Source organism: Paenibacillus thermoaerophilus, from assembly GCF_005938195.1.
Classification (GTDB): Bacteria; Bacillota; Bacilli; order Paenibacillales; family Reconciliibacillaceae; genus Paenibacillus_W; species Paenibacillus_W thermoaerophilus.
Window position 1 is genome coordinate 100,493 of record NZ_VCQZ01000012.1, and the last position, 26,725, is coordinate 127,217.

General features: G+C 58.4%; 27 protein-coding genes. 8 read left to right on the forward strand and 19 right to left on the reverse strand.

From position 1 onward, the window contains the following. Positions 1 to 16: 16 nt before the first annotated feature. Together sigI and FE781_RS10185 are read right to left on the reverse strand one after the other, a co-directional pair. Positions 17 to 802 carry an RNA polymerase sigma factor SigI gene (gene sigI / locus FE781_RS10180; RefSeq protein WP_138789546.1) on the reverse strand — a complete coding sequence of 262 codons (786 nt, stop codon included), beginning with the start codon at positions 800 to 802 and terminating at the stop codon, positions 17 to 19. Positions 803 to 1,033: 231 nt separating this feature from the next. After that, on the reverse strand, positions 1,034 to 1,462 hold the full coding sequence (locus FE781_RS10185) for a hypothetical protein (RefSeq protein ID WP_138789513.1): 429 nt from the start codon (positions 1,460 to 1,462) through the stop codon (positions 1,034 to 1,036). Positions 1,463 to 1,677: 215 nt separating this feature from the next. On the opposite strand from FE781_RS10185, the gene FE781_RS10190 reads away from it, so the two are divergent. Together FE781_RS10190 and FE781_RS10195 are read left to right on the forward strand one after the other, a co-directional pair. Beyond that, the gene (locus FE781_RS10190; protein WP_170209507.1) at positions 1,678 to 1,884 is read left to right on the forward strand and encodes a KTSC domain-containing protein; all 207 of its coding nucleotides are present in this window, start codon (positions 1,678 to 1,680) and stop codon (positions 1,882 to 1,884) included. 186 nt (positions 1,885 to 2,070) lie between these two features. Then, positions 2,071 to 4,038, forward strand: coding sequence for a glycoside hydrolase family 15 protein (locus FE781_RS10195; protein ID WP_138789515.1), 1,968 nt, complete (start codon positions 2,071 to 2,073; stop codon positions 4,036 to 4,038). A 75-nt stretch (positions 4,039 to 4,113) separates the two neighbouring features. Here the strand turns inward: FE781_RS10195 and gcvH are convergent, their stop codons facing one another. From gcvH to leuB, 4 genes are all read right to left on the reverse strand, one after another. Next, a complete protein-coding gene (gene gcvH / locus FE781_RS10200; protein ID WP_138789516.1) occupies positions 4,114 to 4,494 on the reverse strand; it encodes a glycine cleavage system protein GcvH in 381 nt (126 codons plus the stop codon). Between the two features lie 25 nt (positions 4,495 to 4,519). Then, the gene (locus FE781_RS10205) at positions 4,520 to 4,981 is read right to left on the reverse strand and encodes a redoxin domain-containing protein (protein WP_138789517.1); all 462 of its coding nucleotides are present in this window, start codon (positions 4,979 to 4,981) and stop codon (positions 4,520 to 4,522) included. An 89-nt stretch (positions 4,982 to 5,070) separates the two neighbouring features. Beyond that, positions 5,071 to 5,619: a peroxiredoxin gene (locus FE781_RS10210; protein ID WP_138789518.1), complete on the reverse strand. Its 549-nt coding sequence runs from the start codon at positions 5,617 to 5,619 to the stop codon at positions 5,071 to 5,073. Positions 5,620 to 5,877: 258 nt separating this feature from the next. Then, on the reverse strand, positions 5,878 to 6,957 hold the full coding sequence (leuB, locus tag FE781_RS10215; RefSeq protein ID WP_138789519.1) for a 3-isopropylmalate dehydrogenase: 1,080 nt from the start codon (positions 6,955 to 6,957) through the stop codon (positions 5,878 to 5,880). Between the two features lie 204 nt (positions 6,958 to 7,161). Between leuB and FE781_RS10220 the strand changes: the two genes are divergently transcribed. Further along, complete coding sequence (locus tag FE781_RS10220) at positions 7,162 to 8,358, forward strand: aminotransferase-like domain-containing protein (protein ID WP_138789520.1); 1,197 nt, start codon at positions 7,162 to 7,164, stop codon at positions 8,356 to 8,358. A gap of 56 nt (positions 8,359 to 8,414) precedes the next feature. On the opposite strand, the gene FE781_RS10225 is transcribed toward FE781_RS10220, so the two are convergent. Continuing rightward, positions 8,415 to 8,798: a VOC family protein gene (locus FE781_RS10225; RefSeq protein ID WP_138789521.1), complete on the reverse strand. Its 384-nt coding sequence runs from the start codon at positions 8,796 to 8,798 to the stop codon at positions 8,415 to 8,417. Between the two features lie 178 nt (positions 8,799 to 8,976). Here FE781_RS10225 and FE781_RS10230 point away from each other — a divergent pair, with 178 nt between their 5' ends. Next, positions 8,977 to 11,229, forward strand: a complete 2,253-nt coding sequence (locus FE781_RS10230) for an S-layer homology domain-containing protein (RefSeq protein ID WP_138789522.1) — start codon at positions 8,977 to 8,979, stop codon at positions 11,227 to 11,229. 111 nt (positions 11,230 to 11,340) lie between these two features. Here the strand turns inward: FE781_RS10230 and FE781_RS10235 are convergent, their stop codons facing one another. The 9 genes from FE781_RS10235 to FE781_RS10275 form a co-directional block, all read right to left on the reverse strand. Beyond that, positions 11,341 to 12,888 (reverse strand): 2-isopropylmalate synthase, encoded by a 1,548-nt coding sequence (locus FE781_RS10235; protein ID WP_138789523.1) that lies wholly within the window; start codon positions 12,886 to 12,888, stop codon positions 11,341 to 11,343. A gap of 71 nt (positions 12,889 to 12,959) precedes the next feature. Next, positions 12,960 to 13,952, reverse strand: a complete 993-nt coding sequence (gene ilvC, locus FE781_RS10240) for a ketol-acid reductoisomerase (RefSeq protein WP_138789524.1) — start codon at positions 13,950 to 13,952, stop codon at positions 12,960 to 12,962. Between the two features lie 235 nt (positions 13,953 to 14,187). Continuing rightward, positions 14,188 to 14,679: an acetolactate synthase small subunit gene (gene ilvN / locus FE781_RS10245; RefSeq protein ID WP_138789525.1), complete on the reverse strand. Its 492-nt coding sequence runs from the start codon at positions 14,677 to 14,679 to the stop codon at positions 14,188 to 14,190. After that, complete coding sequence (ilvB, locus tag FE781_RS10250) at positions 14,676 to 16,421, reverse strand: biosynthetic-type acetolactate synthase large subunit (RefSeq protein WP_138789526.1); 1,746 nt, start codon at positions 16,419 to 16,421, stop codon at positions 14,676 to 14,678. The genes ilvN and ilvB overlap by 4 nt, the downstream gene beginning before the upstream one ends. Before the next feature lie 1,007 nt (positions 16,422 to 17,428). Then, complete coding sequence (gene rplT, locus FE781_RS10255) at positions 17,429 to 17,788, reverse strand: 50S ribosomal protein L20 (RefSeq protein WP_138789527.1); 360 nt, start codon at positions 17,786 to 17,788, stop codon at positions 17,429 to 17,431. Between the two features lie 58 nt (positions 17,789 to 17,846). Further along, positions 17,847 to 18,035 carry a 50S ribosomal protein L35 gene (rpmI, locus tag FE781_RS10260; protein ID WP_138789528.1) on the reverse strand — a complete coding sequence of 63 codons (189 nt, stop codon included), beginning with the start codon at positions 18,033 to 18,035 and terminating at the stop codon, positions 17,847 to 17,849. A 34-nt stretch (positions 18,036 to 18,069) separates the two neighbouring features. After that, the gene (gene infC, locus FE781_RS10265) at positions 18,070 to 18,567 is read right to left on the reverse strand and encodes a translation initiation factor IF-3 (RefSeq protein ID WP_138789529.1); all 498 of its coding nucleotides are present in this window, start codon (positions 18,565 to 18,567) and stop codon (positions 18,070 to 18,072) included. 402 nt (positions 18,568 to 18,969) lie between these two features. Further along, positions 18,970 to 20,205: a glycosyltransferase family 2 protein gene (locus FE781_RS10270; protein WP_138789530.1), complete on the reverse strand. Its 1,236-nt coding sequence runs from the start codon at positions 20,203 to 20,205 to the stop codon at positions 18,970 to 18,972. A 272-nt stretch (positions 20,206 to 20,477) separates the two neighbouring features. Beyond that, positions 20,478 to 21,650 carry a glycosyltransferase family 4 protein gene (locus FE781_RS10275; RefSeq protein WP_138789547.1) on the reverse strand — a complete coding sequence of 391 codons (1,173 nt, stop codon included), beginning with the start codon at positions 21,648 to 21,650 and terminating at the stop codon, positions 20,478 to 20,480. A 254-nt stretch (positions 21,651 to 21,904) separates the two neighbouring features. Here FE781_RS10275 and FE781_RS10280 point away from each other — a divergent pair, with 254 nt between their 5' ends. Further along, positions 21,905 to 22,432, forward strand: coding sequence for a phosphatase PAP2 family protein (locus FE781_RS10280; RefSeq protein ID WP_138789531.1), 528 nt, complete (start codon positions 21,905 to 21,907; stop codon positions 22,430 to 22,432). 88 nt (positions 22,433 to 22,520) lie between these two features. On the opposite strand, the gene trmB is transcribed toward FE781_RS10280, so the two are convergent. Further along, the gene (gene trmB, locus FE781_RS10285) at positions 22,521 to 23,246 is read right to left on the reverse strand and encodes a tRNA (guanosine(46)-N7)-methyltransferase TrmB (protein WP_138789532.1); all 726 of its coding nucleotides are present in this window, start codon (positions 23,244 to 23,246) and stop codon (positions 22,521 to 22,523) included. A 118-nt stretch (positions 23,247 to 23,364) separates the two neighbouring features. Beyond that, entirely contained in the window at positions 23,365 to 23,568 is a 204-nt protein-coding gene (locus FE781_RS10290) for a hypothetical protein (RefSeq protein WP_138789533.1), read from the reverse strand. A 413-nt stretch (positions 23,569 to 23,981) separates the two neighbouring features. Here FE781_RS10290 and mnmL point away from each other — a divergent pair, with 413 nt between their 5' ends. From mnmL to FE781_RS10305, 3 genes are all read left to right on the forward strand, one after another. Further along, a complete protein-coding gene (gene mnmL, locus FE781_RS10295) occupies positions 23,982 to 24,953 on the forward strand; it encodes a tRNA modification radical SAM protein MnmL/YtqA (protein WP_138789534.1) in 972 nt (323 codons plus the stop codon). Beyond that, positions 24,953 to 25,549, forward strand: a complete 597-nt coding sequence (mnmM, locus tag FE781_RS10300) for a tRNA 5-(aminomethyl)-2-thiouridylate-methyltransferase MnmM (RefSeq protein WP_138789535.1) — start codon at positions 24,953 to 24,955, stop codon at positions 25,547 to 25,549. Before mnmL ends, mnmM begins: the two co-directional genes overlap by 1 nt. Positions 25,550 to 25,611: 62 nt before the next feature. Beyond that, entirely contained in the window at positions 25,612 to 26,577 is a 966-nt protein-coding gene (locus FE781_RS10305) for a type I phosphomannose isomerase catalytic subunit (RefSeq protein WP_138789536.1), read from the forward strand. A gap of 67 nt (positions 26,578 to 26,644) precedes the next feature. Here FE781_RS10305 and FE781_RS18150 read toward each other — a convergent pair whose 3' ends face one another. Then, the gene (locus FE781_RS18150; RefSeq protein WP_425464975.1) at positions 26,645 to 26,725 is read right to left on the reverse strand and encodes an IS3 family transposase; all 81 of its coding nucleotides are present in this window, start codon (positions 26,723 to 26,725) and stop codon (positions 26,645 to 26,647) included.

Here is a 26,725-nt window from a genome sequence, read left to right on the forward strand (position 1 = left end):
GCGACACAGACTCCTTTCACAACGAACGCTCGGTGACCTGTATGTAATCTTGGAGATACGGGTACGGACCGCTCAGGATCAGCGCGATCGCAATGATGTACTTGCGATTGCGCTCCAACGTTTTGCGGGACACGTCCACGTGATCGAGCAGTTCCTTGATCGGCAGCGTCTTTTGAACCAGCAGCGTCCTCATCAGGTTGGGCTCGCCTGCCAGCTTGGACGCGATCTGGATTAACGTTTCGCGCGAATCGGCATGTTTCGGCGCATGTTCCGCAAGTTCTCCGAACGCAATGCCGAACTCGCCAAGGCAACGGCCATAGTCGAGAATCTCGCTTCTTCTCGATTCCGCGACCTGGTCCTTCTCGTAAGCCTCAATGGCTTGCTTGATTTCGACGGGATTAACGACGTTCTGTTCGTCGTCTTCCACCTCGAAGGCGCTTAACGGCACGCTGCCGGAATGCCTCTGTTCCTTGCGCACATGGTCGATCAACCGGCGCCGGATCACCGTATCGGCGAATCCCAGAAAGGAGCGCCCCTCGTTGGGCGAGAACTGGTTCAACGCTTCGTTAAACGCGCTGAGCGCGATGCTGAACTCATCGTCTCGCGCGGGGTCGATGTATCGCTTGCAAAATCGGCTTACCGTTTTAATGATATAAGGCTGATAATCGGCGATGAATTGATTGCGTAAACGGAGATCCCCTTGCTGAATCAGGAGCACCTTGCGCTCCAAAGGTTCCAGCTCCGGTGAATGGTCCTCGGTCCGGTTTTTGCCTAACCATTTTTTGAACAAGACCAGCAGCAAAGGATCCACCTCACACCAATAGTTTTCGAATCGGTCTTCTGTCTTTGTGGGGTAGCGGAACCGCAACGTCCTGATTATATCATATGCGCCCAGGGATCGGCCTCGTTCCGGAGTCCCTGACGCGCCATTTGGAATAAATTGGCACGTCCGGCCGCCGCAAACGGGGGCGGCTCAAACAAAAAGACGCCTCCGCCGCCTCTCCAAAAGGCGCGAAGGCGTCTTTATTCCGTGTTAAGCGCGGTGTTGGGCCGCGCGCTGCCGCTTCAGCTTCGCCTTGCGTTCGCTCATCACGGCCAAACGGCGCTTCAACTGCTGCTCCCACTCGAAGTCGCCCCATTGTTTGGCCAGCATCAGCAAGTCAAGGGCGGAGTCGATCTGCGTCTTGACGATTTCAAGCGGATCTTCCTGTTCGTGATTCGTGCAGTTCTCGAACAATTCGTCCGAATCCGCATAATCGACGTAATCCAAGAAGTCCACTTCGTATGCGCCGTCGCCATGAGCGTATTCCGCCAAAATCTCGTACTCGGGCTCGATCCGATAATGCACTTCCACCCGCTGGCACACCGGGCAGAACAACAGCGGCACGTTATGAATATGCGTCTGGATATGGCGCAACGTGCCTTTGGTGCCGATCATGCTGGCTCCGCAGCAAAAACTCATCGCGGCACGCCTCCTTTCGCCCATGAACGGGAATGCCCGGCGAATCTCCGGTATCCCAATGTATTCGCCGCGCGGATGCCGCATTCCTCTATTCGCCGCACGGTTTTTTCGAGGAAATGCAGGAACTTGCTGACATCGGGGGCGGGCGAATAGGAGCTTCGGCGCTCACATATAATTTAATCCTGTAAGCTTCCATTCAGACGGGAGGGATTGTCGTGCGGGTCTTGCCGATTGAATCGAAACAGATTACCTTCGTTCAACTGGATAACAGCTCCAACAGTCTGACGGTGCACTACCATACGGGAGAAATCCGATCCTATTCGCATGTGAACCCCGAGGATATCGAGCATCTGCTGTCCTCCAGCAACAAGTACGACAGTCTCGTCTCCATGTTCAGCAAATGGGAACCAACGGCGGATTGACACATACGGACGATCGCCTGCCCCGGACAGCCCTGTCCCGATCGAGAGACGGGGCCGTCCGTTTTTCGGACCGGTTCCCTATATTTTCCGATCGTGGTATGAGAACCGGCTTTTCCCAGTTATAATGGATCATATGGGAAAAATGGGCGCGCCTCCAACGAGTCCGTCCGAACAGGGGGGAACGGGATGCCGAGACCGCTCGTCGCAGGCAATGGGAAAATGCTGGTGAATCTCGACCGGCACATGTTTATCCGGGATGTATATTACCCGTACGTCGGGCAAATGAACCACGTCGGCGGATACGCCTGCCGCTTCGGTGTGTGGGCGGACGGACGGTTTGAGTGGCTCGATCACCCGGACTGGTCGATCTCTCTCCGGTATGCCGAGGATTCGCTTGTGACGGAATCGGTCGCCAGGAACGAGGAGCTCGGCTTGGAGCTTCTGATCCAGGATGCCGTTCATCAGCGGGACGACATTTTCCTGCGCCGGATCACGGTGCGCAATCTGCGGGACGAATCGAGGGAAATCCGGTTGTTTTTTCATCAGGATTTGTCCATCAACGAGACCGAGGTTGGCGACACCGCCGTCTATTACCCGTTTAATCACACCGTTTGCCATTACAAAAAAGATTTTTACTTCATGTTTAATGTCCTCGGACAAGAGCGCGGCATGTACCAGTATACGACCGGCATCAAACGGTTCCATTCGGCCGAAGGCACTTGGCGCGACGCGGAAGACGGCCACCTGATGGGCAATCCGATCGCCCAAGGCTCGGTCGACAGCACGATTAGCCTGCGGCTGTTCGCTGACCGGCGCCAGGACGTGACGGGGTATTATTGGATGACGGCCGGACGGGGCCTGGAGGAAGTGAAGAAGCTCGACGCCTACGTGCGCGACAGCCATCCCGGCAAGCTGATCGACCGCGTCAAGGTGTATTGGTCCCGCTGGGTGAACAAGTCGGAACGCGATTACGCCGACCTGAACGCCGACATCGTCCGGCTGTACAAGCAGAGTCTGCTGATCGTTCGCACCCAGACGGACACCCGGGGAGCGATCGTCGCCGCCAACGACTCCGACATCATGCAATTTAACCGCGACCATTACTGCTACATGTGGCCGAGGGACGGGGCTCTCGTCGCCTACGCGATGTCCGCGGCCGGTTACCAGGGCATGGTGGTGCCGTTCTTCGAATTTTGCCAGCGGGCGCTGACGCCGGAAGGATATCTTCATCATAAATACAACCCCGACGGGACCGTCGGTTCCAGTTGGCATCCTTATTTCAAGGACGGCCGCGTGCAGTTGCCGATTCAGGAGGACGAGACGGCCCTTGTGCTGTTCGCGCTGTGGCAGGATTACAAGCGTCACGGCGTGTTGGAAATCCCGCAAGGGCTCTACCGCAACCTGATCCGTCGCTCGGCCAAGTTTCTGCACCATTACTGGGTGCCGGAGCTGAATCTGCCGCAGCCCAGCTACGACTTGTGGGAGGAGCGCTACGGCATCTACACGTTTACGGCCTCGGCGGTGTTCGGCGGTCTGGAGGCGGCCGCGAACTTCTGCAAGCTGTTCGGCGACGACGAGCGCAGCCTCCGCTACCGCAATGCGGCCGACCGGCTGCGCAGAGGCATCCTGGAGCACCTCTGGAACGAAGACGCGGGCCGGTTCGCCCGCGGACTTTATTACGAGAACGGCCGCTGGCAGCAGGACATGACGCTGGAGTCGAGCGTGTACGGCCTCTTCGAGTTCGGTGTCCTGCCGGCGACGGACGATCGCGTCGTCTCCACGATGACGGCCATCCGGAACGGCTTGTCCGTCAAGACGCCTGTCGGAGGCGTCGCCCGCTACTACAACGACTATTACTTCCAGCGCTCCGGGGATCTGGAGCAGGTGCCCGGCAATCCGTGGATCATCTGCACGCTGTGGATGGCCGAGTGGGAGATCGAGCGGGCGGCCTCGCCGGAAGAATTGGAGTCGCCCCGCCGCACGCTCGAATGGGTGACGCGGCAAGCCAGCGAATCGGGCGTGCTGCCGGAGCAGCTCGACCCGTTCAGCGGAGAACCGCTGTCGGTCGCGCCGTTGACCTGGTCGCACGCAACGTTCGTGCTCGCGGTCGAGAAGTATATGGACAAATACCGCAAGCTGCACGGCCGGATATAACCGGCAAAGAAAAAACCGCCGGTTCCCAGCGGGAACTCGGCGGTTTTTCCTTGCCTGACGGCCCGTTCGCCCGGCTTATTCGCTGTACGTCTCCGCGTACTTCTCCGCGCTCCAGAGCTTATCCAGCTCGGCGGGGTTCGATACCTCCACGGCGATCATCCAGCCGTCTCCGAACGGCGAGCTGTTGATCAGCTCCGGCGAACCTTCGAGAGCCGGATTGACCTCGACGACGGTGCCGCTGACCGGCGCGTACAGCTCGGATACTGTTTTGACCGACTCGACGCTGCCGAACGGCTCTCCGAATTCGACGGACGATCCCACCGCCGGCAGTTCGACGAACACGATCTCGCCCAGCTCCGCTTGGGCGAAGTCCGTAATGCCGACATACGCGCGGTTGCCGTCGACGCGAACCCATGTATGCTCTTCGCTATACTTCAATTCCGCAGGTGCGTTCATGATCGATCGATGCCTCCTGTGCCGACTAGGCTTGGTCTTTCGGACCGAGAATTTTATGCAGCCGCTGCTCGACGAGGCCGATCGCTTTCTCGCCGGCGCCGTAGAACCGCATCTGGCCTTGCTCGTCGAACAAATAATAAGCCGGAACGTATTCGTTCTGGAACGCATCCGTCACGTTGTGCTCGTTGTCGACCAGAATCGGATGCTTCAATTCGTATTGGGCGACGGCGTCGCGGACGGCCGCCAGATCGGTGTCCTTCTCCGAACGCGGCATATGAACGCCCAGCAGTTGAAGATTGTACTGCTTCCCGTACTTGTCGCGCCATTCGTTTAACGTCGGCAAGCTCTCTTTGCACATGTAGCAACTGACCGCCCAGAAATGCACGAGCAGCGGCTTGCCTTCGATCCGGGCTTTGTCGATCTCGCCGTTGATCCATTCGGTCGCTCCGGACAAGTCCGGCAACGTTTCGCGTAATTTAAGCGGCATATGTATCCTCCTTCTTATAAAAAACCCCCCGGTCCGTCGACGGGCCAAGGGGTTTTTCTTGTTGACCGATTGCAAGGACGGCCGGCGAATTACTTCGCGACCAGATGTTTTTGTCCCGGTTTCCAGTTGGCCGGGCACAGTCCGCCGGATTGCAGAGCTTGCAGCACGCGCAGCGTCTCGTCAACCGAACGGCCTACGTCGTTGTGGTTGACGACTTGGTACTTCAGGATGCCGTCCGGATCGATGATGAACAGGCCGCGCAACGCGATGCCTTCTTCTTCGATCAGCACGCCGTAGTCGCGCGCAACCGTTTTGTTGATGTCCGATGCGAGCGGGAAGTTCAGTTGGCCGAGACCGTTGTCCTCGCGGGGCGTGTTGATCCAAGCGCGGTGCGAGAATTTGCTGTCGGTGCTGACACCCAGAATCTCCGTGTCCAGATCGGCGAATTGACCGGCCGCTTCGCTCAGCGCGATAATCTCCGTCGGGCAGACGAAGGTGAAGTCCAGCGGATAGAAGAACAGAACGAGCCATTTGCCTTTATAGTCGGACAGGGACACTTTGCCGAAATCTTTGCCGTTGCCCAGCGCCGTTTCCATCGTGAAGTCCGGAGCTTTTTTGCCTACGAGACGTGCAGTCATGGTTATTCCTCCTTAGTCATGCTATATGTTTTTTGTCGCTTCTGGAAGTATGTACTTCCGCCAGCGAATGCTTACAGCTTGTACAGTTCATATCCTACACCAACCATTTGGGCGAGTCAATGACTGGAATGATTCTTTCTTTAAAATTATTCTCTTTTTTTCGGTCAAAATTCACAGTCCGTTCAAACTTGCCAAACAAATCGCCCTCCGACCGGCTGCGGCAAGCCAGGCAGAGGGCGATGCTTCTGTTGCGGACGATTAACGTTTCATGGCGGCGACGATCAGATCGCCCATAGCGGACGTGCCGATCGCCTTGGATTTGTCCACGGCGATGTCGGCCGTACGATGGCCGGCATCCAGCACCGACTTGACCGCGTTTTCGATGACGTCGCCGGCTTCGTGCCAGCCGAACGACAGCTTGAACATCAGCGCCACCGACAGGATCGTCGCGATCGGGTTGGCGATGCCTTGTCCGGCGATGTCCGGCGCGGAGCCGTGAACCGGCTCGTACAGGCCGAAGCTTCCTTCGCCCAGCGACGCCGAAGACAGCATGCCGATCGATCCCGTCAGCATCGCGGCTTCGTCGCTGAGGATGTCGCCGAACATGTTCTCCGTGACGATAACGTCGAAGCTGGCCGGACGGCGGAGCAACTGCATCGCGCAGTTGTCGACGAGCACGTGCTCCAGCTCGACATCCGGATAGTCGGCGGCGACGCGCACAACCGTCTCGCGCCACAGGCGGGAAGTCTCCAGCACGTTCGCTTTGTCGACGGACGCCAGCTTCTTGCGGCGGGTGCGCGCGATTTCGAACGCCTGGCGCACGATGCGCTCCACTTCGTTGACGTTGTATACGCAGGTGTCCACCGCATGCTCGACGCCGTTCCGCTGTTCGCGGTATTTGTCGCCGAAGTAGATGCCGCCGGTCAGTTCGCGCACCACGATCAGGTCGGTGCCTTCCAGCACCTCCGGCTTCAGCGTCGACGCTTCCTTCAAGCAGTCGAACACGACGGCCGGGCGGATGTTGGAGAACAAGCCCAGCGCCTTGCGGATGCCGAGCAAGCCGGTCTCCGGACGCAGCTCCTTCGGATTGTTGTCCCATTTCGGACCGCCTACCGCTCCCAGCAGCACGGCGTCCGCGCGTTTACACATTTCCAGCGTGTCTTCCGGCAGCGGCGTGCCGCGCTCGTCGATCGCGATGCCCCCGAACAGGCCGCTTTCCGTTTCGAGCTTGACGCCGAACAGTTCTTCCGTCTTGCGAAGCACTTTAACCGCCTCAGCCACCACTTCGGGACCGATGCCGTCGCCCGCGATAATCGCGATGCGTTTCGTTTCTGCCATCTGTGTCACACTCCGTTTTCGTACGCACGATAATGAAACTCTACGTACAGTTGTACCATAATCGCGGTCCGCTTTTCCAAGATATAAAAGCTATCGACGCAATAGGCATCGCCTATAACGGTAGTATACAACTTCTATTGGTCATGCACCGACAAATCCGCTACAATTATAAGATAGTTAAATGAACGAAAGAAGGCGCTTTCCATGCAGTATCATTTTTCCGAATTTACCGAAGGTCTCAAGTCGTCCGCGGTCCGCGAGATTTTGAAGCTGACCCAAGGCAAATCGATCATTTCCTTTGCGGGCGGATTGCCGGCCGAAGAGCATTTCCCGATCGAAGCGATGCGCGAGGCGTTCAACCGCGTGTTCGATCAGGGCAAAGGGTCGCTGCAGTACGGGTTGACCGAAGGCTATACGCCTCTGCGCGAGCAATTGTGCCAGCGCATGGCCAAGAAAGGCATTAAAGCCGATCTTCCCAACATCCTGCTGACGACCGGCTCCCAACAGGCGATCGACCTGCTCGTCAAAGTGTACCTGACGCGCGGCGACGTCGTGCTGGTCGAAAATCCGACGTATCTCTCCGTCATCCAGGTGTTCCAGGCATACGGCATCAAAGCCGTTCCGGTCGACGGCGACGACGACGGCATGAACATGGACGACCTCCGCAGCAAGATCGAAACGCACAAACCCAAAATGGTCTACGTGACGCCGACCTTCTCCAACCCGGGCGGACGCGTCTGGAGCGCGGAGCGCCGCAAGGCGATCGTCGAGATTTGCCAGAAAGCCAATCTGCTCATCCTGGAGGACGACCCGTACGGCGAGCTTCAATATAACGACGAAGAAGCGTATCCGCCGATCATGTCGTTCGATACGCATCCGGAAGGCTCCTGCGTCGTCTATACGAGCACGTTCTCGAAGATCGCCGCACCGGCGCTGCGCACCGGCTGGGTCATCGGCGACTCCCGTGTCATCCGCGAGATGACGAAGGCCAAGCAAGCGGCCGACCTGCATTCCAGTACGCTGGACCAGCAGGGGCTGTATCAGCTTCTCAAGCATTTCGATCTGGATGCGCATATCTCGGTCATCCGCCGGGAGTACCACAAGCGCATGCTGCTGCTCGACAGCCTGCTGCACCAGTACAAGGTACCCGGCATGAGCTGGAACGCCCCGAAAGGCGGCATGTTCCTCTGGGTGGAGCTGCCAGAGGGCGTCGACGCCGAGGAGCTGCTGAAGTTGGCGGTGAAAGAAGGCGTCGCGTTTGTTCCCGGATCGGCGTTCTACGCGGGCGAACCGAAGCGCAATACGCTGCGCATGAACTTCACCCACTCCAACGAAGCCGAAATGCGGCTCGGCATGGAGCGGTTCTCGCGCTCGCTTGAAGCTTATCTGCAAACCGTCTGACAACCAAAGCGCCCCTGGGCTGCGGAATTGGCCCGCAGCCAGGGGCGCTTTCAGCTTCAGCGCGTCGATTGGAAAAACTCGATCCACTCGCCGTCCGGTCCGTGGAAGAAGAAATACCGGGAACCGTTCGGCAGCGTCGTGATCGACTCGTCGATAAGCTTCACCGGCAGCGTCTTGATCCGTTCCCATTCCGCCTCGATATCGTCGACGCGGAACGCGAGATGATGCACCTTGCCCTCGATTGGCAGCGAGTCGTTGTAGCCTTGAATCAATTCGACCTCCGTCTCGCCTTGTTCCCCGAAGCCCAGAAACGCCAGTTTCAACTCGCCGTTCGGCAATGTGCCCTTCAGCTTCAGCCCGACGATTTCCTCGTAAAATTTCACCGATGCTTCGATATCCTTGACCATGACGCCCACATGCTCGATCCTCAATCTGGCCATGCCCGATCCCTCCTGAATCTATCGTTCTCTCATCATAGCCGATAGCGGCGAAACGGGTCAATCGGCATTCTCATTCTTTTTGCCTATTAAAAAAGACCGATCCTTTTACGATAATCTTCCTAGAATTTCATACCGCCTCATCCGGTTTGCCTACTTCACTTCACAAGGAGAGAGCCACGTGCCGCTGAAAAGACTGCATCGATTCCTCATCTTCATTCTGATCTGCGCGCTGTTCGTCGGCTTAGCCCCCGGTTTGGCCGCTGCGGATGCCGGCGAGTCGCCGGCGTCGTCCCGGACCGGAATGCGGGCCGCGGATACAACGATCGCTGCGCCGCCGTTCAAGGACGTCAAGCCGACGCATCCCTACCACCGGTATATCGCCTACTTGAAAAACGGAGCCATGATCTCCGGCTACGAGGACGGCACGTTCCGCCCTTCCGCCTCCGTCACGCGCGCCGAATTCGTGGTCATTCTCGCGAATGCTCTGTTTGCAGACAGCGTGTACGCGTTCGCCGGCTTCTCGAATGACAGCGAAGACAGCTCTCCCGTCCCGTTCGCCGATGTGCCGGAGTGGGCTTCGGCCCCAATCAAAAAAGCGGTGGAGAAGGGACTGGTCGAAGGCGTATCGGATACGTTGTTCGGCTCCGACGAGCCGATCACCCGCGAGCAGGCGGCCGCGATCGCCTGGCGTTATATGAAGGAATGGCTGTATGCCGAACCGTACGAAGGCGAGATTGGCGTCGGCACGGAGAACGTGGAGGCATACGCGCTGGAAGGCGTTCGCAATGTGATCGCCTACGGCTTGCACGGTCCGCTCTCGGAGATTTATTCCGAAGCCGGCTTCGAGCCCAAACGGCCGATCACCCGGGCCGAAACGTCGGCGCTTGTCTACCGTCTGCTGGAGCGCCAATCGGACTACAGCGGCTTCGCGCTTAAGGCTTATTGGCTGTCGCCGGACGGGCTGCGGTTCGAAAGCTACTCGGACAACTGGGACGTCCCCAAGCTGAAGAAGCTTTCGGCTCAACTGGACGGCAACGTGCACGGCGAAGAGCGGCGGATGCTGGACCGGATCGTCGTCGCCGAGGAGGGGGAGGAAGAGGCGCTGGGACTGTTCGTTCCGGGAACCGACCGGCCCGACGGCCATCTGGCTTACACCGTCGGGGGCCTCTCTCCGGGGGCCGTCATTTATTTGTTTAACGCCGATAGATTCGTTACGCCGGAAGATTACGCGATCACGCTGGCGCATGAATACGGACATTTGTTCAGCTTCTATTGGACCATCCGATCGGAAGGGCTGCCGCCCACCTCCCGCCAGACCAAATGGGCGGAGATGCGCGGGCTGCGCGATCATCCGAGGGTGATCTTCGACGACTCTCCGGAATATGGAAACTTCGAAGACACGGAGCATCACTTCTGGTCGGCTCACGAGATCATGGCGGACGACTACGTGCTGCTGTTCGGCAGTCCGGAGGCCAAGCGCAAGCTCTACGACGAGCGGGACGACCTGAACGTCTATACCGGGTTGTCCTACACGCCGGACAATATCGCGATACCCGCCGTCGAGTCGACGAAGCTGCGCAGCTACTGGTCGGAGTTAATCGGGTTGAAGCTGCCTCCGGGCGATATCCGCAAGCCGGAGCTTCTCGACCTGCAGACCGACGCCGGCAGCGGCTCATACCCGTCGTACACGGTCCGGTTCGCCCCGGCTACGTCCGACGCCGAGCGCGGCGTGCAATATTTCCTGCGCTGGAGCTACCAGAAGGACGGCAAAAACGACAAATCCGAATACGTGCATTACAATTCACCGATCGTAAACAACGCGACGACAATCGTATTCGGCGGCTCCATGGAATCCGTCCCGGTGGAGACCGCTTCTCTGAGGATATACGCCTACTTCCCGGACACGGCGCAACTGATCTACTCGGATCTGGTCTGGTACGACTTCTCCGATCCGAAGCAGCCGAAAAAAACGGCCGATCCGTTTAATGTCGGCCTGACCGTTCGCGGCACGCCCGAGCTTGCGGAGCTGAAATCCAGGATGTTGGGGAAATGGAAGGTCGAAGAGGATTTGACCGTCGAATTGCTTCCGGACGGATCGTTCCGGGCCGAGGGCACCGTGTTGAACGATCGGATTTCGTTCGGCGGAAATTACGAGCTGTTCGGTTATCGGAATCATCCGTATATCAAAATGATTTTGTCCTCGGTTGACACCGAGAAGACCTGGCCGGCCCCCGGCGATGCGGACCCGGAAGGCGGCGGTTCCGACACTTACCTGCACCGTCAGATCGCTTCGTCGCTGATCGGCCAATTCGGCTTTTATCGCATCGATCAAGCGGGCGACAGCGTCTTGAATCTGCAGACGGCCGTCTACTACAACGGCGAATTTGTCACGAATGACAATAAGGAAATCTGGAACCGGTTAAAAGAATAAGGCCAGCCCTGTCCGCTGCGGACGTCGCCGCAGATACACGAAAGACCGGCACGGATCGATTCCGTGCCGGTCTCTTTTTGTTGGATTCGTTTGGTCTGTGCGATCGTAACGTCAGATCAGCGTCATGTTGCCGTGCCGCTTTTTCTCCCCGCGCGACCGCTTGTCGATCAGGCGGTTGATCGCGTCCAGATACGCCTTGGCGCTCGCTTCCAGGATATCGGTGCTGATGCCGCGTCCTTGCGCGCTGTAATCGCCCTGCGCGAGCAGGACGTGCACCTCGCCCAGCGCGTCCTTGCCGTGAGATACCGATTTGATCGAGTAATCCTGCAGCTCGACTTCTTCCTGCGTGACCTTGTCGATCGCTTTGTAGATCGCGTCGACGGAGCCGTTGCCGATGGCCGCCTCTTCGAGACGGTTGCCATCCTTGACGATCCGCACGATCGCCGAAGGCACGGACTGATTGCCGTAAGAAACCTGGATCGTCTCCAGCACGAACACTTCCGGCGTCTGAATGAGCTTTTCCTCGATCAGCGCGCGGATGTCCTCGTCGGACACGTCCTTCTTGCGGTCGGCGAGATTTTTGAACTTCGCGAACGCTTCGTTCAGCTTCTCGTCGTTCAGCTCGTAGCCCAGATCGATCAGCTTCTCCTTGAAGGCGTGACGGCCGGAGTGCTTGCCAAGCACCAGCTTGGAGTCCTTGAGGCCGATCGTGGCCGGGGAGATGATCTCGTACGTCGTTTTCTCCTTCAGCATGCCGTCCTGATGGATGCCGGACTCGTGCGCGAAGGCGTTGGCTCCGACAATCGCTTTGTTGCCGGGGACCGGCATACCCGTCAGCTTGCTGACGAGGCGGCTGGTGCGCGCGATCTCCGTCAGCACGAGCCCCGTCTTCGCCTGGAAGAAGTCGGCGCGGGTCTCCAGCGCCAGCGCGACTTCTTCGATCGCCGTGTTGCCGGCGCGCTCGCCGATGCCGTTGATCGTGCCTTCGATCTGGTCGGCTCCGTTGAGGATCGCGGCCAACGCGTTGGCAGTCGCCAGGCCGAGGTCGTCATGGCAATGCGCACTCAGTTGGATGTTCTCGATGCCGGGCACCTTTTCTTTCAGCGTCTTGAAGATGTTCCCGTACTCGTACGGCGACAGGTAGCCGACCGTATCCGGAATGTTGACGACGGTCGCTCCCGCCCGGATCGCCATCGCCACGACCTCGCAGAGGAAATCGATCTCCGTACGGCCGGCATCCTCCGGAGAGAACTCGATCCGCGAAAAATATTTTTTCGCATAGCGGATCGCCGCTTCGGCCGTTTCCAGCACCTGATGCTTTTCCATCCGGAGTTTGTATTTGCGGTGGATCGGGCTGGACGCCAGAAACAGATGCAAGGTCGGGTCCTGCGCGCCCTGCAGCGCTTCCCGCGCCGCTTCGATATCTTGTTCGCGGGAACGGGACAGCGCAACGACGCTTGCGTTTTTGACCGCCCGCGCAACCGCGTTGACGGCGGCCAAATCTCCGGGTGATGCCGCCGGGAAGCCCGCTTCCATCCGGTCGACGCCCAGCTTCTCCAGTTGAAGGGCGATCTCCACCTTCTCCTGGGTGTTCAGATTGACGCCGGGGGACTGTTCACCATCCCGCAGCGTGGTGTCGAAAATATAAATCTTACGCATCCCATTCACCTCCAGTCAGCAAGAATCCGGCCGGAGAGCCGGCCGGTTCGATCACGCCTGAGCGATGCGGATTACTTTTTGATCCAGTGCATCATTTCGCGAAGCTGAGCGCCGACGACTTCGATCGGATGCTCGGCTTCGTTGCGGCGGATAGCCGTCAGGAACGGACGGTTCGCTTGGTTTTCGAGGATGAAGTTGCGGGCGAACGTGCCGTTTTGGATATCGGCCAGCACTTTTTTCATCTCGGCTTTCGTCGCTTCGGTTACGATGCGCGGGCCGGTGACGTAGTCGCCGTATTCCGCCGTGTTGGAGATGGAGTGGCGCATTTTCGCCAGACCGCCCTCATAGATCAGGTCGACGATCAGCTTCAGCTCGTGCAGGCACTCGAAGTAAGCCATTTCCGGCGCGTATCCCGCTTCCGTCAGCGTCTCGAAGCCGGCTTTGATCAGCGCGCTAACGCCGCCGCACAATACCGCTTGCTCGCCGAACAGGTCGGTTTCGGTTTCTTCTTTGAAGGTGGTTTCGATAACCCCCGCACGCGTACAGCCGATGCCTTTCGCATAAGCCAGCGCGATTTCTTTCGCTTTGCCGGAAGCGTCTTGATGCACGGCGATCAGGCCGGGAACGCCGAAGCCTTCGACAAAGACGCGGCGCACCAGGTGGCCCGGGGATTTCGGCGCCACGAGGAATACGTCGGAGTCGGCCGGCGGCACGATTTGGCCGTAATGAATGTTGAAGCCGTGGGAGAACATCAGCGCCACGCCTTTTTTCATGTTCGGCGCGATTTCTTCGTTGTAGACGCGGGCTTGCGTCTCGTCCGGCATCAGAATTTGGATGACGTCCGCTTTGGCTGCCGCTTCGGCAACCGAGTATACTTCAAAGCCGTCGTTTTTGGCTTGTTCGAACGATTTGCCTTGGCGCAGGCCGATGATGACTTTCAGGCCGCTGTCGCGGAGGTTTTGCGCTTGCGCGTGGCCTTGGGAGCCATAGCCGATAACCGCGATCGTTTTGCCGCGAAGCGCGGAGAGGTCTGCGTCTTTTTCGTAGTACAGGGTGACTGCCATTGGAATAGTTCCTCCTTGAATATTGCCCCGCAAGGGGGTTTGTTGAATGATGTATAATCGCAACCCCGCGGTAAGCGGGGAGGGTTGCCTATATTTTCCCGTGCCGTCCTGAAGCTATTATAACGCATTCCGGCCGGCTTGAGGCACTTTATTGTTTTAACTCGGTAAATGATTTTGGTGCGGCAGGCTGCCGATGGCGGGATTCCTCCCCCATCTTGCTTGATCTCCCGGCCGATTAACGGACGTTGCCGCGGACCATCGCGGTTACGCCGGTGCGCGTCAGCTCCAGGATGCCGTACGGCTTGAGCAGCTCGACCATCGCCTCGATCTTCTCCGAATCGCCGACGACTTGCACGACTAGCGACGAAGAACCGATGTCGACGACGGACGCGCGGAACGTCTCGACGACGCCGAGCACTTCCGGACGGGCCGACGGCTGCGCCGCGATCTTGATGAGTGCGAGTTCCCTGGCGACCATCGGCTGCGAGCTGAGATGCTCGACGCGGATGACGTCGATCAGTTTATACAGCTGCTTCGTGATCTGATCGAGCGTATGGTCGTCTCCGGTGGTGACGATCACCATGCGCGACAGCCCGGCTTCCTCGGAAGAACCGACGGTTATGCTCTCGATGTTGAAGCCGCGACGGCCGAACAGACCGGCCACCCGCTGCAGGACGCCCGGCTGGTCGTTGACCAGGACAGAGATCGTATGTTTGTGCGCGCTCATTCGTCCTCATCCCCCAACAGCATTTCGCCAATTGTTTTGCCTTGCATCACCATCGGAAATACGTTTTCGTGCTTGCGCACCACGAATTCCACGAGCACCGGTCCGTCCGTCTCCAGCGCTTCTTTCCAAGCGTCGCGGGCTTCGGCTTTGTTCGTCGCCCGGAGGCCCTTCACGCCGTAAGCTTCCGCCAGCTTGACGAAGTCCGGGCTTCCCGCCAGGTCGATGTGGCTGTAGCGGTTGTCGTAAATGAGTTCCTGCCATTGGCGAACCATCCCGAGCACCTGGTTGTTGATGACGACGATTTTGACCGGGATCTTGTTGATCGCGCAGACCGCCAGCTCTTGCGCGCACATCTGCATGCCGCCGTCGCCGTTGATCGAGATGACCAGCTTGTCGGGGTTGCCGATTTGGGCGCCCATCGCCGAAGGGAATCCGAAGCCCATCGTGCCCAGTCCGCCCGAGGTGACCCACGAGCGAGGATGTTTGAATTTGTAGAACTGCGCGGCCCACATCTGGTGCTGGCCGACGTCCGTCGTGATGATCGCTTCGCCCTTCGTCGTCTCGCTGATCATCTCGATGACGAACTGCGGCTTCAGCTCCGTGTCGGAATCGTTATACCGCAGCGGGAATTTGCGTTTCCACTCGGAGGTTTCCGCCAGCCAAGCATCGGCCCGGGAGCGGCGCGCGATGCGGTTCGCCACTTGCAGGACGGCCTTGACGTCGCCGATGACCGGATAGTCAACCTTGACGTTTTTGCCGATCTCGGCCGGGTCCACGTCGATGTGCCCGATCTTCGCCTTCGGCGCGAATCCGTCGAGCCTCATCGTGACGCGGTCGTCGAAGCGCGCGCCGATCGAGACGATCAAGTCGGCGTTTTGCAGCGCCGTATTCGCCGCGTACGTGCCGTGCATGCCCGGCATGCCGAGCCACAGGTCATGGCCGCTGGGGAAACCGCCGAGACCGAGCAGCGTCGTTGTGATCGGGGCGTTCACCTTGGTGACGAACTCCAACAGCTCGTAGCCCGCATCGGCGTAGACGACGCCGCCGCCGGCCAGGATAACGGGCCGTTCCGCCTGGGCGAGCGCTTCGACAAGCGCTTCGACCTGACGTTCGTCGACCGTCGGGTACGGGTTGTAGCCGCGAATCTCAACCGACTCCGGATAGGAGAACGTCGTCAGCGCGGCGGACACGTCCTTCGGAATGTCGATGAGAACCGGTCCCTTCCGTCCCGTGTTCGCGATATAGAACGCTTTTTTGATCGTCTCCGCGAGATCCTCTACCCGGCGAACAAGGAAGCTGTGCTTCGTGATCGGCATCGTGATGCCGGTGATGTCGGCTTCCTGGAACGCGTCCGTGCCGATCAAGCTGGTTGCGACGTTGCCGGTGATGACAACAAGCGGAACCGAGTCCATATAAGCGGTGGCGATTCCCGTCACCAGGTTGGTCGCTCCCGGACCGGAAGTGGCGATGCAGACCCCGACTTTGCCTGTCGACCGGGCGTAGCCGTCGGCCGCGTGGATGGCGCCCTGCTCGTGCCGCGTCAACAGGTGCTTGAAATCCGGGTTGCCATGCATCGCATCGTAGATATACAAGACCGCGCCGCCCGGATAACCGAACACGCAATCGACGCCCTCCAGGAGCAGCGATCGCAGCAGCACTTCCGAACCCGTCACGACATCGGGCTGCAGCAGCTTGCGCCGCAGTTCTTCGTTCGGTAGCATGGTGGTCATTGGAGCAGTCATGGGTTTACCTCCTTTTTGATCCTGGAAGATCGGCTGTCTGGATGCAGGACGGGGAGCCGTGTCTCCCAGCAAATCGCAGAAAATCAAAAACCCCTTCCGTCCCGCGCTATGCGCTACTGGGACGAAAGGGGTATTCTTTCGTGGTACCACCCGAGTTCGCCTGTATCTCACGATACAGACCTTGACAAGTACAATCGACGATTGGGCAAGCCCAAGGCCGATATACTCCGGCACGGTAACGTGTGCCCTCCCGATTCCCCCTACTGATCCGGCCCAAGGGACCGCCGTTCAGGAGAATGGCTCCGAGGTGAGCTCGTCGATAAGGGATTAAGGCATCGGTTTCAGCTAATCCTCTGCTCTCTGGAACATAAGAGCCCTTATCACTTCGTCCTCATCATAGCCGATAAACAATTTCAATTTACGGTCAATTATATTCGTTGTCCGGCGGGAAGTCAACGGATTCGGAACAAATTTTCAAAAAGTTTGGTCGAGTTGACTCGGCGCCGCGCGCGGGGCGATGAAACGGCAAATCGGCTTCTCGATTTCGCCGACCGCCGCATCCTTCGGCTCCGGGAGCGACACGCGGGCGGCGGCACGGCGTGCCTTGGCGTCATCCGCGTATCCGATACAAAATATCGTTAACGCGGCCGTACCGCGGCTTCCGCATGCGGATCGCGATACCCAATATCGCGATCGCCGAGCAGGCAGCTCAAAAAAGCGGAAAATCGGGCCGTTTCCGATATTTTTTATCGCTAAGCCCGACGGAGGGCGGCAATTTTCGGCGATAGCGATAAAAAATACCGCTATGCTGCGCCCCGGCCAGCCAATAGGCAACCGGGCCGAGCGGCAAACCGCCCATTACTTGTCCCGTTACGGTGCGTGTCGGGTCCGGAGGGCGGACGGCTATCGTTTGCCGGTCATTTGCTCCAGGAAGAAAAAAATGGCGGCGCACAGGTGTAACCCCGTGCGCCGCCATTTCTATGAGACAGCCCTGCGGCAAACGCTTCTTAAGCGTTCAGTTTTTGTTTCGCTACATTGGCCAGATCGCTGAACGCTTTTGCGTCGTTGACGGCCAGATCCGCAAGAATTTTGCGGTTGATTTCGATGCCGGATTGCTTCAAGCCGTACATCAGCTTGCTGTAGGACAAGCCGTTGTTGCGGGCTGCGGCGTTGATCCGCGCAATCCACAGTTTGCGGAAGTCGCGTTTTTTGGCGCGACGGTCGCGGAAAGCGTAGAGCAAGGATTTCATGACTTGCTCTTTTGCCGTTTTAAACAGACGGTGCTTGGAACCGAAATAACCTTTTGCCAGTTTCAGTACGCGTTTATGACGACGGCGAGTGACAACCCCGCCCTTGACTCTTGCCATGGAAATTCAGCCTCCTGAAAAATATCGGTGATGCGTCCGCGGTCAGCCGCGAAACGGATTACAGCATATGTTTGATGCGTTTCACGTCGCCCGGGTGCATCAGCGGTTGCTGGCGCAGACGGCGTTTTTGGCTTTGGCTTTTGCCGGAGAGCAAGTGGTTGCGGTATGCTTTGTTGCGCTTCACTTTGCCCGTGCCGGTGATTTTGAAGCGAAGCTTCGTGCTGCTGTGGGTTTTCATTTTCGGCATGATGGGAACCTCCCGGAAACTGTAAGATTAAGTGTTATTGCGGTTTCGGCGCCAGAATCATGATCATGCTGCGCCCTTCAAGCTTCGGCTTGCGTTCGACGATGCAGATCTCCTTCGCTTCTTCGGCGGCTCTCTCAAGCACCCGCTGGCCGATCTCGGCGTGAGTGATCTCGCGGCCGCGGAAGCGGACGGTCAGCTTCACCTTGTCCCCGTCCTTCAGAAACTTCATCACATTGCGAAGCTTCGTCTGGAAGTCGTGCTCGTCGATATTCGCGCTGAACCGGACTTCCTTGATCTCAACGATCTTTTGGTTTTTGCGCGCTTCCTTGTCCTTCTTCTGCTGCTCGTAACGGAACTTGCCGTAGTCCATAATCCGGCAAACCGGCGGTTTGGCCGTCGGCGCCACGTTCACCAGATCCAGATTCGCTTCCTGTGCCAGCTGCAGCGCATCACGGATATGCATGATGCCTAACTGTTCGCCGTTCACCCCGACAACGCGGACTTCCCGCGCGCGAATCTCGTCGTTAATCATGTGTTCTCTGCTAATAACTGGCCACCTCCAAGGGGGATTGCTTGCATTCGAATTAAAAAGGATGCAGGCGGAAATGCCCACATCCTTGTATGCACCAAAGAATCATACTGTGACCAGCTTGTTCTTGGTCCATTACCAGCCAACCGAAGTCGGTCAGGTGAGAAGCGGGCGCTTCTGCTTGATCGGAACCGAATTCTATTGCAATCCTAAGTAACAATATCATACGGCGGCTTGGATGTCAACTCATGGCTGACAAAAAAATCGCTCCCGCAGACGTTCCGGCTTCAAGCGGATATCCGGGACGCCGGCGGCCATCCGCAAACCGGCGCCGATCCGCATTCGCAGCCGGCAAGAAGCGACCGGTTCCGGGAACCGAAGCTCCCGGAACCGGTCTTGTACGGATCAAACCTGCTTGCCCACGTCCTCCATGCGGATGACGCGCGTATGCTTCGTGTGGCTCCACTGCTTGTTGTTCTGCGTAAAGAACGCGTAGAACGTGATCGGCCACCAGGAGACCAGGAACAGCGGATAAACCAGCAGATACGCGAACATCTTCCAGGACTTGACCTTCTCCAGCATCATGGCGAGCGGGAACTGCACCACGGTCACCGCCATGATAACCGTAAGCACCCAGCCCGGCACGTGCTCGTACAGGGATGTAAAATGTTCCCTGCCGGGAATCAGCATATCGATCCACAGCACGACGCTGAATACGAACGCGAACAAAACGTTATACACGTTAAATGTATAGATAGCGGTGTCGAGCTTCGCCCAGTTGCGCTCCTTGAGACCCTGCCACAGCAGCGGGAAGAAGTAGCGGCGCGCAACGTCGAAGTGACCTTGCATCCAGCGCAGACGCTGGCGCGCGGAAGCCTTGAACGTCAGCGGCTTCTCGTCATACACGCGTGCCTGGTAGTTGAATGTCGGCTTAATCCCCCGCTGCACGCAGCGGACGGTGAATTCGAGGTCCTCGACAAGGCTCGTCGCTCCCCAGCCCATCTCCTTCAGCAGCGCGGCGTCGAACGTCATGCCCGTGCCGCCGAGGAAGTTCGCCAGCCCCAGATTCGTGCGGGGCAATTGCCACAGGCGGTTGCAGAACCAGTAGGTCACCGCGTAGGAAGCCGTTACCCAGGAATCGCCGGGGTTTTTCGTATCGAGATAAGCTTGAATGACTTTGTGTCCGTTGCACAAGTCGTTGTTCATATGCTTCAGGAAATCCGTACTGACGAGGTTGTCCGCATCGAGAATAACAACCGCATCGTACTGGCGGGGCATCTTCCACAATTCGCGGAGCATCCACTCGATCGCATAGCCTTTGCCGCGAAGATTCGGGTTATGCCGCTCGCAGACGTTGACGCCGAGTTCGCGGGCGATCTTCGCCGTGTTGTCGGTGCAGTTGTCGGCGATCACGAATACGTCGTACAATTCTTTCGGATAATCCAGGTTTTTCAAGTTTTCGATCAAGGCGCCGACAACCATTTCCTCGTTGTGGGCGGCTACCAGCACGGCAAAGCTTTTTTGCGGATCATGCGTCTTCTCCTGTTTCTTCCGCTTCAGACCGTACAGGAGGAAAAATGCCTGATACAAGCCCAAGCAGGCAAGAAACAGCTGAATGGACAAGAGAAATTTGTCCAACATCGTCTACAAGCCCCCAATCCTAGTTTGCATATCCGGACCCTTTTTTTCTTTCGTCTGTTTTTCTCTTCTAATTTCTGGTTTTCATGCTTTCTTTGCAACGATACTGATTTTCCTACCATTGTGCGGTTTTGTCAAAAACGGTAATCACCCGAGAGCGTCGCGAGCGCAGGCTTTAGGGCGGTAATGATCGGATGGGAGGCCCCGCCCTCCCGAATCCTCCGTTTTCCCGCTTATTTTCATCGTTTCTCATCCATTTTATTTTCCCAGCCGCCCTAATTCGCGAAATCGCCCCGGACCCTTGCCGACTCCTGCTCCAAAACGTCCCGGTAGCTGTCCAGCAGCCTGCCGAATATTTGCTCCCAGGATTGCTGCTCGGCATATTCCCGGGCGTTGCGTCCCATCGACGCTCTCAACTCGCCATCCCGGTAAAGCCTCTCGATCGCGGCCGCAAACTCCTCTTCGCTGCCCGGGGTGCACAGCAAGCCGGTCCGGTTATGCTGCACGTTGTCCAGCACGCCGCCTGCAGCCGCTCCGATCACGGGCGTCCCGGCCGCCATCGATTCCAGCACGACATTCCCGAACGTTTCCGTCGCCGACGGGAATACGAACAGATCGGCGGCTCCGTACAGCTCCGCCAGCTCCCGGCCCTGGACGAAGCCGGTCATGATCATATGCCCGTTCTGCGGCAGCATCTCCCTCAGTTCCTCGGCCAAAGGCCCGTCGCCGGTTAGCACAAGCCGTCCCCGGCTGCGGATGTCAGCCGGCAATTTGTGCCAAGCCCGCAGCAGCACATCGACGCTCTTCTCGGGGGCAAGCCGTCCGACATATAATAAGACGAACGAATCGGACGGAATGTTCCATTTGTGCAGAATTTTTTCCCGGTCGCTTACCGGACGGAACAGCTCCGTATCCACGCCCCGCGACCATACCTCCAGGCCCCGCATCCCCTTCTGCTCCAGATACGCCTTGGTGGAAGGGGAGGGAACGTAAATCCGGCGGCAGTCGGTATGGAACCAGTGCATGTAGCGCCATAGCGTAGGCTCGACCCACTGGATTTTGTAATGCTGCAAATACTGGTCGAAGTGCGTATGGTAAGAGGCTACGATCGGCACGTTGTTTTTGCGGGCGTATCTCAGGCCGAACAATCCCAGATTAAACGGAGTCGCCGCGTGCACGATCGTCGGCTCGAATTCGCGAAGCGCCTTCCGTATCTGGAACGGATTGGGAATAGCCAACTTCAATTCCGGATACAACAAAAAAGGGATGCTGTAAAACCGGTGCACGAAATCGCGATCGGGCTTGTCTTCGCTGTCGTCTCCGCTCTCGGGAGCGAATACGCGGCAGGCGATGCCCCTCGATTCGAGGTAGTTCACCCAACGGCCGAGGGTTTTGGCCACGCCATTGACCTCAGGCAAATACGTGTCGGTGAAAATGGCAACGCGCATGTCCTGCATGGAACGTCCCTCCTTGATTTGCCGTTTAACCGGCCGGCCGGGAATCGCATCGCAACCCGTTCAAATCATCGGCGAGCGGTCCAGCCCTTAGTATATCCGGCTAGGATTAACGTTATATTAAAATTCGTCATTTTCAACGGCCGGGATTCGATAATTTTCCCTTAACAATTGTATGGTAGACTAGGTGCAACTAAGACTGGTCGGCCGAGGAAGCGGCGCCTGCCGGTCGAAAGCGAGGGATCAAGATGAGCCGTGTCTTCGGATGGCTGTTGGATCGGGAACAGCGCGTATTTCGCTATGTCAACCGGCGTCTGCGCCGAACGTGGCTGGACCGGGCGTTCGGGATCGTCACTCACCTCGGAGGAGCGACCGTCAGCATCGCGGGCACGCTCGGCTTCGCCCTGTTCGCCGGCTCCAATTGGCAGCGGGTCGGGTGGATTGCCTTGGCGACGCTGGCGATCAGCCATATTCCCGTGGCCGTGCTCAAGCGCACCTATCGGCGCCTCCGCCCTTACCAGATCTGGCCGGATACGTTCACCGGCCCCAATCCCCTGAAGGATCACTCGTTCCCGTCGGGACATACGACCGCGATTTTCTCCGCGCTGGTCCCTTATGTGCTGGAACAGCCGCTGCTGGCCCCTTTGCTCCTGCCCATCGCAGGCATCGTCGGCTTGTCCCGCATCTACCTCGGTCTTCATTATCCGTCGGACGTATTGGCCGGCGCCCTGCTCGGTTCCGTTACCGCTTCGTGCCTGTACGCCTGGATTCCGTAAACGAGGCATGGATAAAAAAGCAGCCCGGTCGGCAGCCGGACTGCTTTGTATGTTGGTCTTAGCCTGATCGCGAGGGCGTCCGTGCCCCTTATGGCGTAACGTTTTTCCGAGCACCCGCCGCTTCCCGGGCGCGGAGGTCCTCCAAATGCCGCTCCAGCGCCTTCGATCCGACTACGACCTCGCAGCGGTATATATTCATGCCTTGTTCATGAAATTTGGTCTCGTACTCCGTCATCACATTGTTCGGCGCGGGTCCGTCCGCATGCAGGTCCAGACTGATGTTGCGCATCCGGAGCCCCATGTCGGCGAAGGAATTCAAAGAAAACTCGAACAGAAGCCGGGAATCGGTCTTCATGTGAATTTCTCCGTGCTCGTTCAGCAACTGTATGTACTTGCGCACGAACCGCGGATGCGTCAGTCGGCGTTTCGCATGGCGCTTCTTCGGCCACGGATCGCTGAAGTTCAGGTAGATGCGCTCGATTTCACCGGAAGCGAACACTTCCTCGATCCGCTCGATGTTCCACAAAGCCAGCACCAGATTGGGCGGATCGCCTTCGTGCGCTTTCCTCGCCTTCTCGCTGCCCCTGCGCAGCAGCTCGTCGAACATGTCGATGCCGATAAAGTTGATATCGGGATGAAGGCGGCTCATCTCGCTGATAAACTTGCCTTTGCCCATCCCCAGCTCCACATGGATCGGCGCGTCGTTTCCGAACCTCTCGCGCCAGCGGCCTTTCCATTCGCCGGGCTGCAGCGTCACCAGCTGCGGCTGGGCGAGCAGGTCCTCGCGGATGCCCGTTCTGCCTCTTAATCTCATTGCGTTCTCGTTCCTTCCAGCCAGGTCGATTGCTATGGCAATATCATAGTTGATTTTCCTCCGGAATGCAAAAACAGCACCTGCTCCGTACCCCGGATCAGGTGCTGTTCGCGTAAGGTCAGTGCATTAAAGATTCGTAGGAGACGGAGCCTTCGCTCAGCAGCTTGTCGGTCACTTGACGTTTCACTTTGCTGCGGGCGCTGGCCGCGATGTAGCTGGCTTTCGGAAATTTCTCGCCTGTACCGAGCGCAATCGCTTCCTTGACCGTCAGTTGGATCGTAATGACATCGTCGCCGTGCGGAATCGCGAACATTTTTTCCACGGGTCATCACCTCTTCGGATTTTTACATTTTTACCAGCTTGCCCAAAAGCCGACGCGGTTATGTCGATTGGCTCGTGTAAGGTTTTTTTGTTGATTTGACTTGATTTAAGGATAACATGCCATGTAAGGTTTTACAATGGGCAACTGGCAAAAATTCCGATCGTTTTTTTAGAGCCAACCGTTTGAAACCGTTCTCATAAAAGCATCGGTTTTTCCTGCATTTATCGCCACGGAGTAAACCGAATTCGGCGCGAAGATTGGATGCGCAAGGCAAAGCCGCGATCCGCAAAGCCCCCACGCATGGTATTTTCCCGCGGATTCCGTTACAATACAAAGGAAGGATAACGGTTCCGCCGCCTGTTCGAGGGGTACGAACCGGTAGCCTCAGAACAAGAATAACGGAGATTGTGACCATGTCCAGTCCAACCTTGGAGCAAAAGCCCCGACTATGGGGAGACAAGCGATTCCATACCTGGAACTATGAGATGCGCGAACAATTCGGCGGAAAAGTGTTCAAAGTCATGCTCGACGCGGGGTTTACGTGCCCGAACCGGGACGGAACGATCGCAACGGGCGGCTGCACGTTCTGCAGCGCGCGCGGGTCCGGCGATTTTGCGGGACGCCGCAGAGACGATCTCGTCACCCAGTTCAACACGATCCGCGACCGCCAGCACAAGAAGTGGCCGGACGCGCGGTACATCGGATATTTCCAAGCCTATACGAACACCTACGCCCCCGTCAAGGAGCTGCGGGAATATTACGAAGTCATCCTGGAGCAGCCCGGCGTCGTCGGCTTGTCCATCGCCACGAGACCCGATTGCCTGCCCGATGATGTCGTCGACTATTTGGCCGAGCTGAACGAGCGCACCTATCTGTGGGTGGAGATGGGGCTGCAGACGATCCACGAACGCACCTCGCAAATCATTAACCGCGCCCACGATACCGAATGTTATTACAAGGCGGTTGAAAAGCTCAGAAAACACGGAATCCGGGTGTGCGCCCACGTGATCTACGGACTGCCTCTGGAGACGCACGAGATGATGCTCGAGACGAGCCGTGCCGTCGCCGCCATGGACGTTCAGGGGATCAAGATCCACCTGCTGCACCTGATGCGCAAAACGCCGATGGTCAAGCAGTACGAGCAGGGGCTTGTTCGTTTCCTGGAGCGGGACGAATACGTGAAGCTGGTCGTCGACACGCTGGAATTCCTGCCTCCCGAGATGATCGTGCACCGCGTCACCGGCGACGCTCCGCGCGACCTGCTGATCGGGCCGATGTGGAGCCTGCGCAAATGGGAGGTGCTGAACGCGATCGACGCCGAACTCGCCGCTCGCGACACGTGGCAGGGCAAGCTGTACGCGGGCAGCCGAAACGGAGGCGTGTGATGGGCTTTTTATCCGTACTCAGCTTCGCGCAAAAACTGGTGGAAGAACGGCTCCACGCCGGGGGGACGGCCGTCGACGCCACCGTGGGGAACGGTGTCGACACGCTGTTCCTATGCAAGCGGGTAGGGCCCCGGGGAGCCGTCTACGGCTGCGACATCCAGCCGCAAGCGATCGAACGCGCCCGCCGCAGGCTCGCCGAAGGGTTGCCCGAGCCGCCGCGGACGCTTGATCTCCAATGCCGCAGCCATCACGAGCTGCGGGAATTGGTGCCCGCGGAGCATGCGGGCCGCGTCGACGCCGTGATGTTTAATCTCGGGTATTTGCCGGGATACGAGGACGAGTCCGGAGCCGCGCCCGTGATCACCGTGCCCGCCACGACTCTGCCCGCGCTCGAAGCGGCACTGGAGCTGCTGCGGCCGGGCGGCGTGCTGACGGTCGTTCTGTATCCCGGCCATGACGGCGGCGGCGAAGAAGCCGCAGCAGTCGAAGCGTGGGCATCGGCTTTGCCGCAAGAGCGCTGCCAGGCGTTGCGCTATCAATTTCAGAACCGCCGGGCGTCCGCGCCCTATTTGCTGGCCGTCGAGAAGCGGCGGTAAAAAGGAAGGACACGCCCGATCCATCCCCTAGCATCATATTCATGGAGAGGAACTGACTAGCCATGCAATGGTATCCGCTGTTGTTTCAACCCGAATTCAAAGAGCGCGTCTGGGGCGGCCGCAACCTGGAGCGATTCGGCTACCGGCTGCCCGAAGGCCGCATCGGCGAAGCGTGGACGATCGCCGATCATCCCAACGGTTCCAGCGTTGTCGCCAACGGCGATTTGGCGGGACTAACCCTGCAAGATTTGCGCGGGCGCTTCGGCGCCGAGCTGTTCGGGACCCGGACGACGATGCGCGAAGACGGACGTTTCCCGCTGCTGGTGAAGCTGCTCGACTGCGAAGACGATCTGTCGGTGCAGGTGCACCCCAGCGACGGCTATGACCGCCTGCCCCCGGGCGAGCTGGGCAAGACGGAGATGTGGTACATCCTCGACGCCAAACCGGGAGCCAAAATCATCTACGGCTTGCAGCCCGGCATCGACCGCGCCGCACTGGAAGCGACGATCTCGGAAGGACGCATCATGGACGCGCTGCAGGAGGTTCCCGTCTCAACCGGCGATTCGTTCTACATCCCCGCCGGCACGGTCCATGCGCTCTGCTCCGGCGTTCTGGTGGCCGAGATCCAGCAAAATTCCGATACGACCTATCGCCTGTACGATTATGATCGTCCCGGCCTCGACGGCAAACCCCGGGAGCTTCACATCGAGGATTCGCTGAACGTTACCGCCTACGAAGGCGCCGGGGCAAAACGAATGAGCACCGCCGGTTCCCGTCCCGGTGAATGGCTGGAGCTGGCGACGTCGCCTTACTTCGTCACGGACAAAGGCGTCGTGCAAGGCCGCTGGGAACTCGAGACGACTCCGGAATCGTTCACCATCCTGATCGTGGCGGAAGGCGAAGGCGAGATTTCTTGGAGCGGCGGCGAGCTTCCGCTTGCGCCCGGTCAAAGCTACCTGCTGCCGGCGCAGCTCGGCGCATATGCGTTAACGGGCAATCTGACCGTGCTTCGCAGCCGGCAGCCTTAACAAGAAGGGGCTGTTTCCGCGTGAACTGACCCCCGTCAAGTAGACAGTACAAAAAAATAAAAATCGGTTAAGCGGCCTTGGTCCTGAATTCCATGGGACTGAGGCCGTTTAGTTTTGCCTGTAATCGCTCGTTATTGTAAAAACGGAT

Excerpts from the sequence above, each read along its gene's own strand:
- FE781_RS10235 (WP_138789523.1), bottom strand. The coding sequence starts at position 12,888 with ATGCGTAAGATTTATATTTTCGACACCACGCTGCGGGATGGTGAACAG.
- FE781_RS10225 (WP_138789521.1), bottom strand. The coding sequence starts at position 8,798 with ATGGCCAGATTGAGGATCGAGCATGTGGGCGTCATGGTCAAGGATATC.
- FE781_RS10205 (WP_138789517.1), bottom strand. The coding sequence starts at position 4,981 with ATGCCGCTTAAATTACGCGAAACGTTGCCGGACTTGTCCGGAGCGACC.
- mnmM (WP_138789535.1), top strand. The coding sequence starts at position 24,953 with ATGGGCTTTTTATCCGTACTCAGCTTCGCGCAAAAACTGGTGGAAGAA.
- FE781_RS10210 (WP_138789518.1), bottom strand. The coding sequence starts at position 5,619 with ATGACTGCACGTCTCGTAGGCAAAAAAGCTCCGGACTTCACGATGGAA.
- ilvN (WP_138789525.1), bottom strand. The coding sequence starts at position 14,679 with ATGAGCGCGCACAAACATACGATCTCTGTCCTGGTCAACGACCAGCCG.
- FE781_RS10220 (WP_138789520.1), top strand. The coding sequence starts at position 7,162 with ATGCAGTATCATTTTTCCGAATTTACCGAAGGTCTCAAGTCGTCCGCG.
- trmB (WP_138789532.1), bottom strand. The coding sequence starts at position 23,246 with ATGAGATTAAGAGGCAGAACGGGCATCCGCGAGGACCTGCTCGCCCAG.
- rpmI (WP_138789528.1), bottom strand. The coding sequence starts at position 18,035 with ATGCCGAAAATGAAAACCCACAGCAGCACGAAGCTTCGCTTCAAAATC.
- ilvC (WP_138789524.1), bottom strand. The coding sequence starts at position 13,952 with ATGGCAGTCACCCTGTACTACGAAAAAGACGCAGACCTCTCCGCGCTT.
- FE781_RS10305 (WP_138789536.1), top strand. The coding sequence starts at position 25,612 with ATGCAATGGTATCCGCTGTTGTTTCAACCCGAATTCAAAGAGCGCGTC.
- FE781_RS10195 (WP_138789515.1), top strand. The coding sequence starts at position 2,071 with ATGCCGAGACCGCTCGTCGCAGGCAATGGGAAAATGCTGGTGAATCTC.
- rplT (WP_138789527.1), bottom strand. The coding sequence starts at position 17,788 with ATGGCAAGAGTCAAGGGCGGGGTTGTCACTCGCCGTCGTCATAAACGC.
- infC (WP_138789529.1), bottom strand. The coding sequence starts at position 18,567 with ATGATTAACGACGAGATTCGCGCGCGGGAAGTCCGCGTTGTCGGGGTG.
- FE781_RS10275 (WP_138789547.1), bottom strand. The coding sequence starts at position 21,650 with ATGCGCGTTGCCATTTTCACCGACACGTATTTGCCTGAGGTCAATGGC.
- ilvB (WP_138789526.1), bottom strand. The coding sequence starts at position 16,421 with ATGACTGCTCCAATGACCACCATGCTACCGAACGAAGAACTGCGGCGC.
- mnmL (WP_138789534.1), top strand. The coding sequence starts at position 23,982 with ATGTCCAGTCCAACCTTGGAGCAAAAGCCCCGACTATGGGGAGACAAG.
- FE781_RS10280 (WP_138789531.1), top strand. The coding sequence starts at position 21,905 with ATGAGCCGTGTCTTCGGATGGCTGTTGGATCGGGAACAGCGCGTATTT.
- gcvH (WP_138789516.1), bottom strand. The coding sequence starts at position 4,494 with ATGAACGCACCTGCGGAATTGAAGTATAGCGAAGAGCATACATGGGTT.
- FE781_RS10185 (WP_138789513.1), bottom strand. The coding sequence starts at position 1,462 with ATGAGTTTTTGCTGCGGAGCCAGCATGATCGGCACCAAAGGCACGTTG.
- FE781_RS10270 (WP_138789530.1), bottom strand. The coding sequence starts at position 20,205 with ATGTTGGACAAATTTCTCTTGTCCATTCAGCTGTTTCTTGCCTGCTTG.
- leuB (WP_138789519.1), bottom strand. The coding sequence starts at position 6,957 with ATGGCAGAAACGAAACGCATCGCGATTATCGCGGGCGACGGCATCGGT.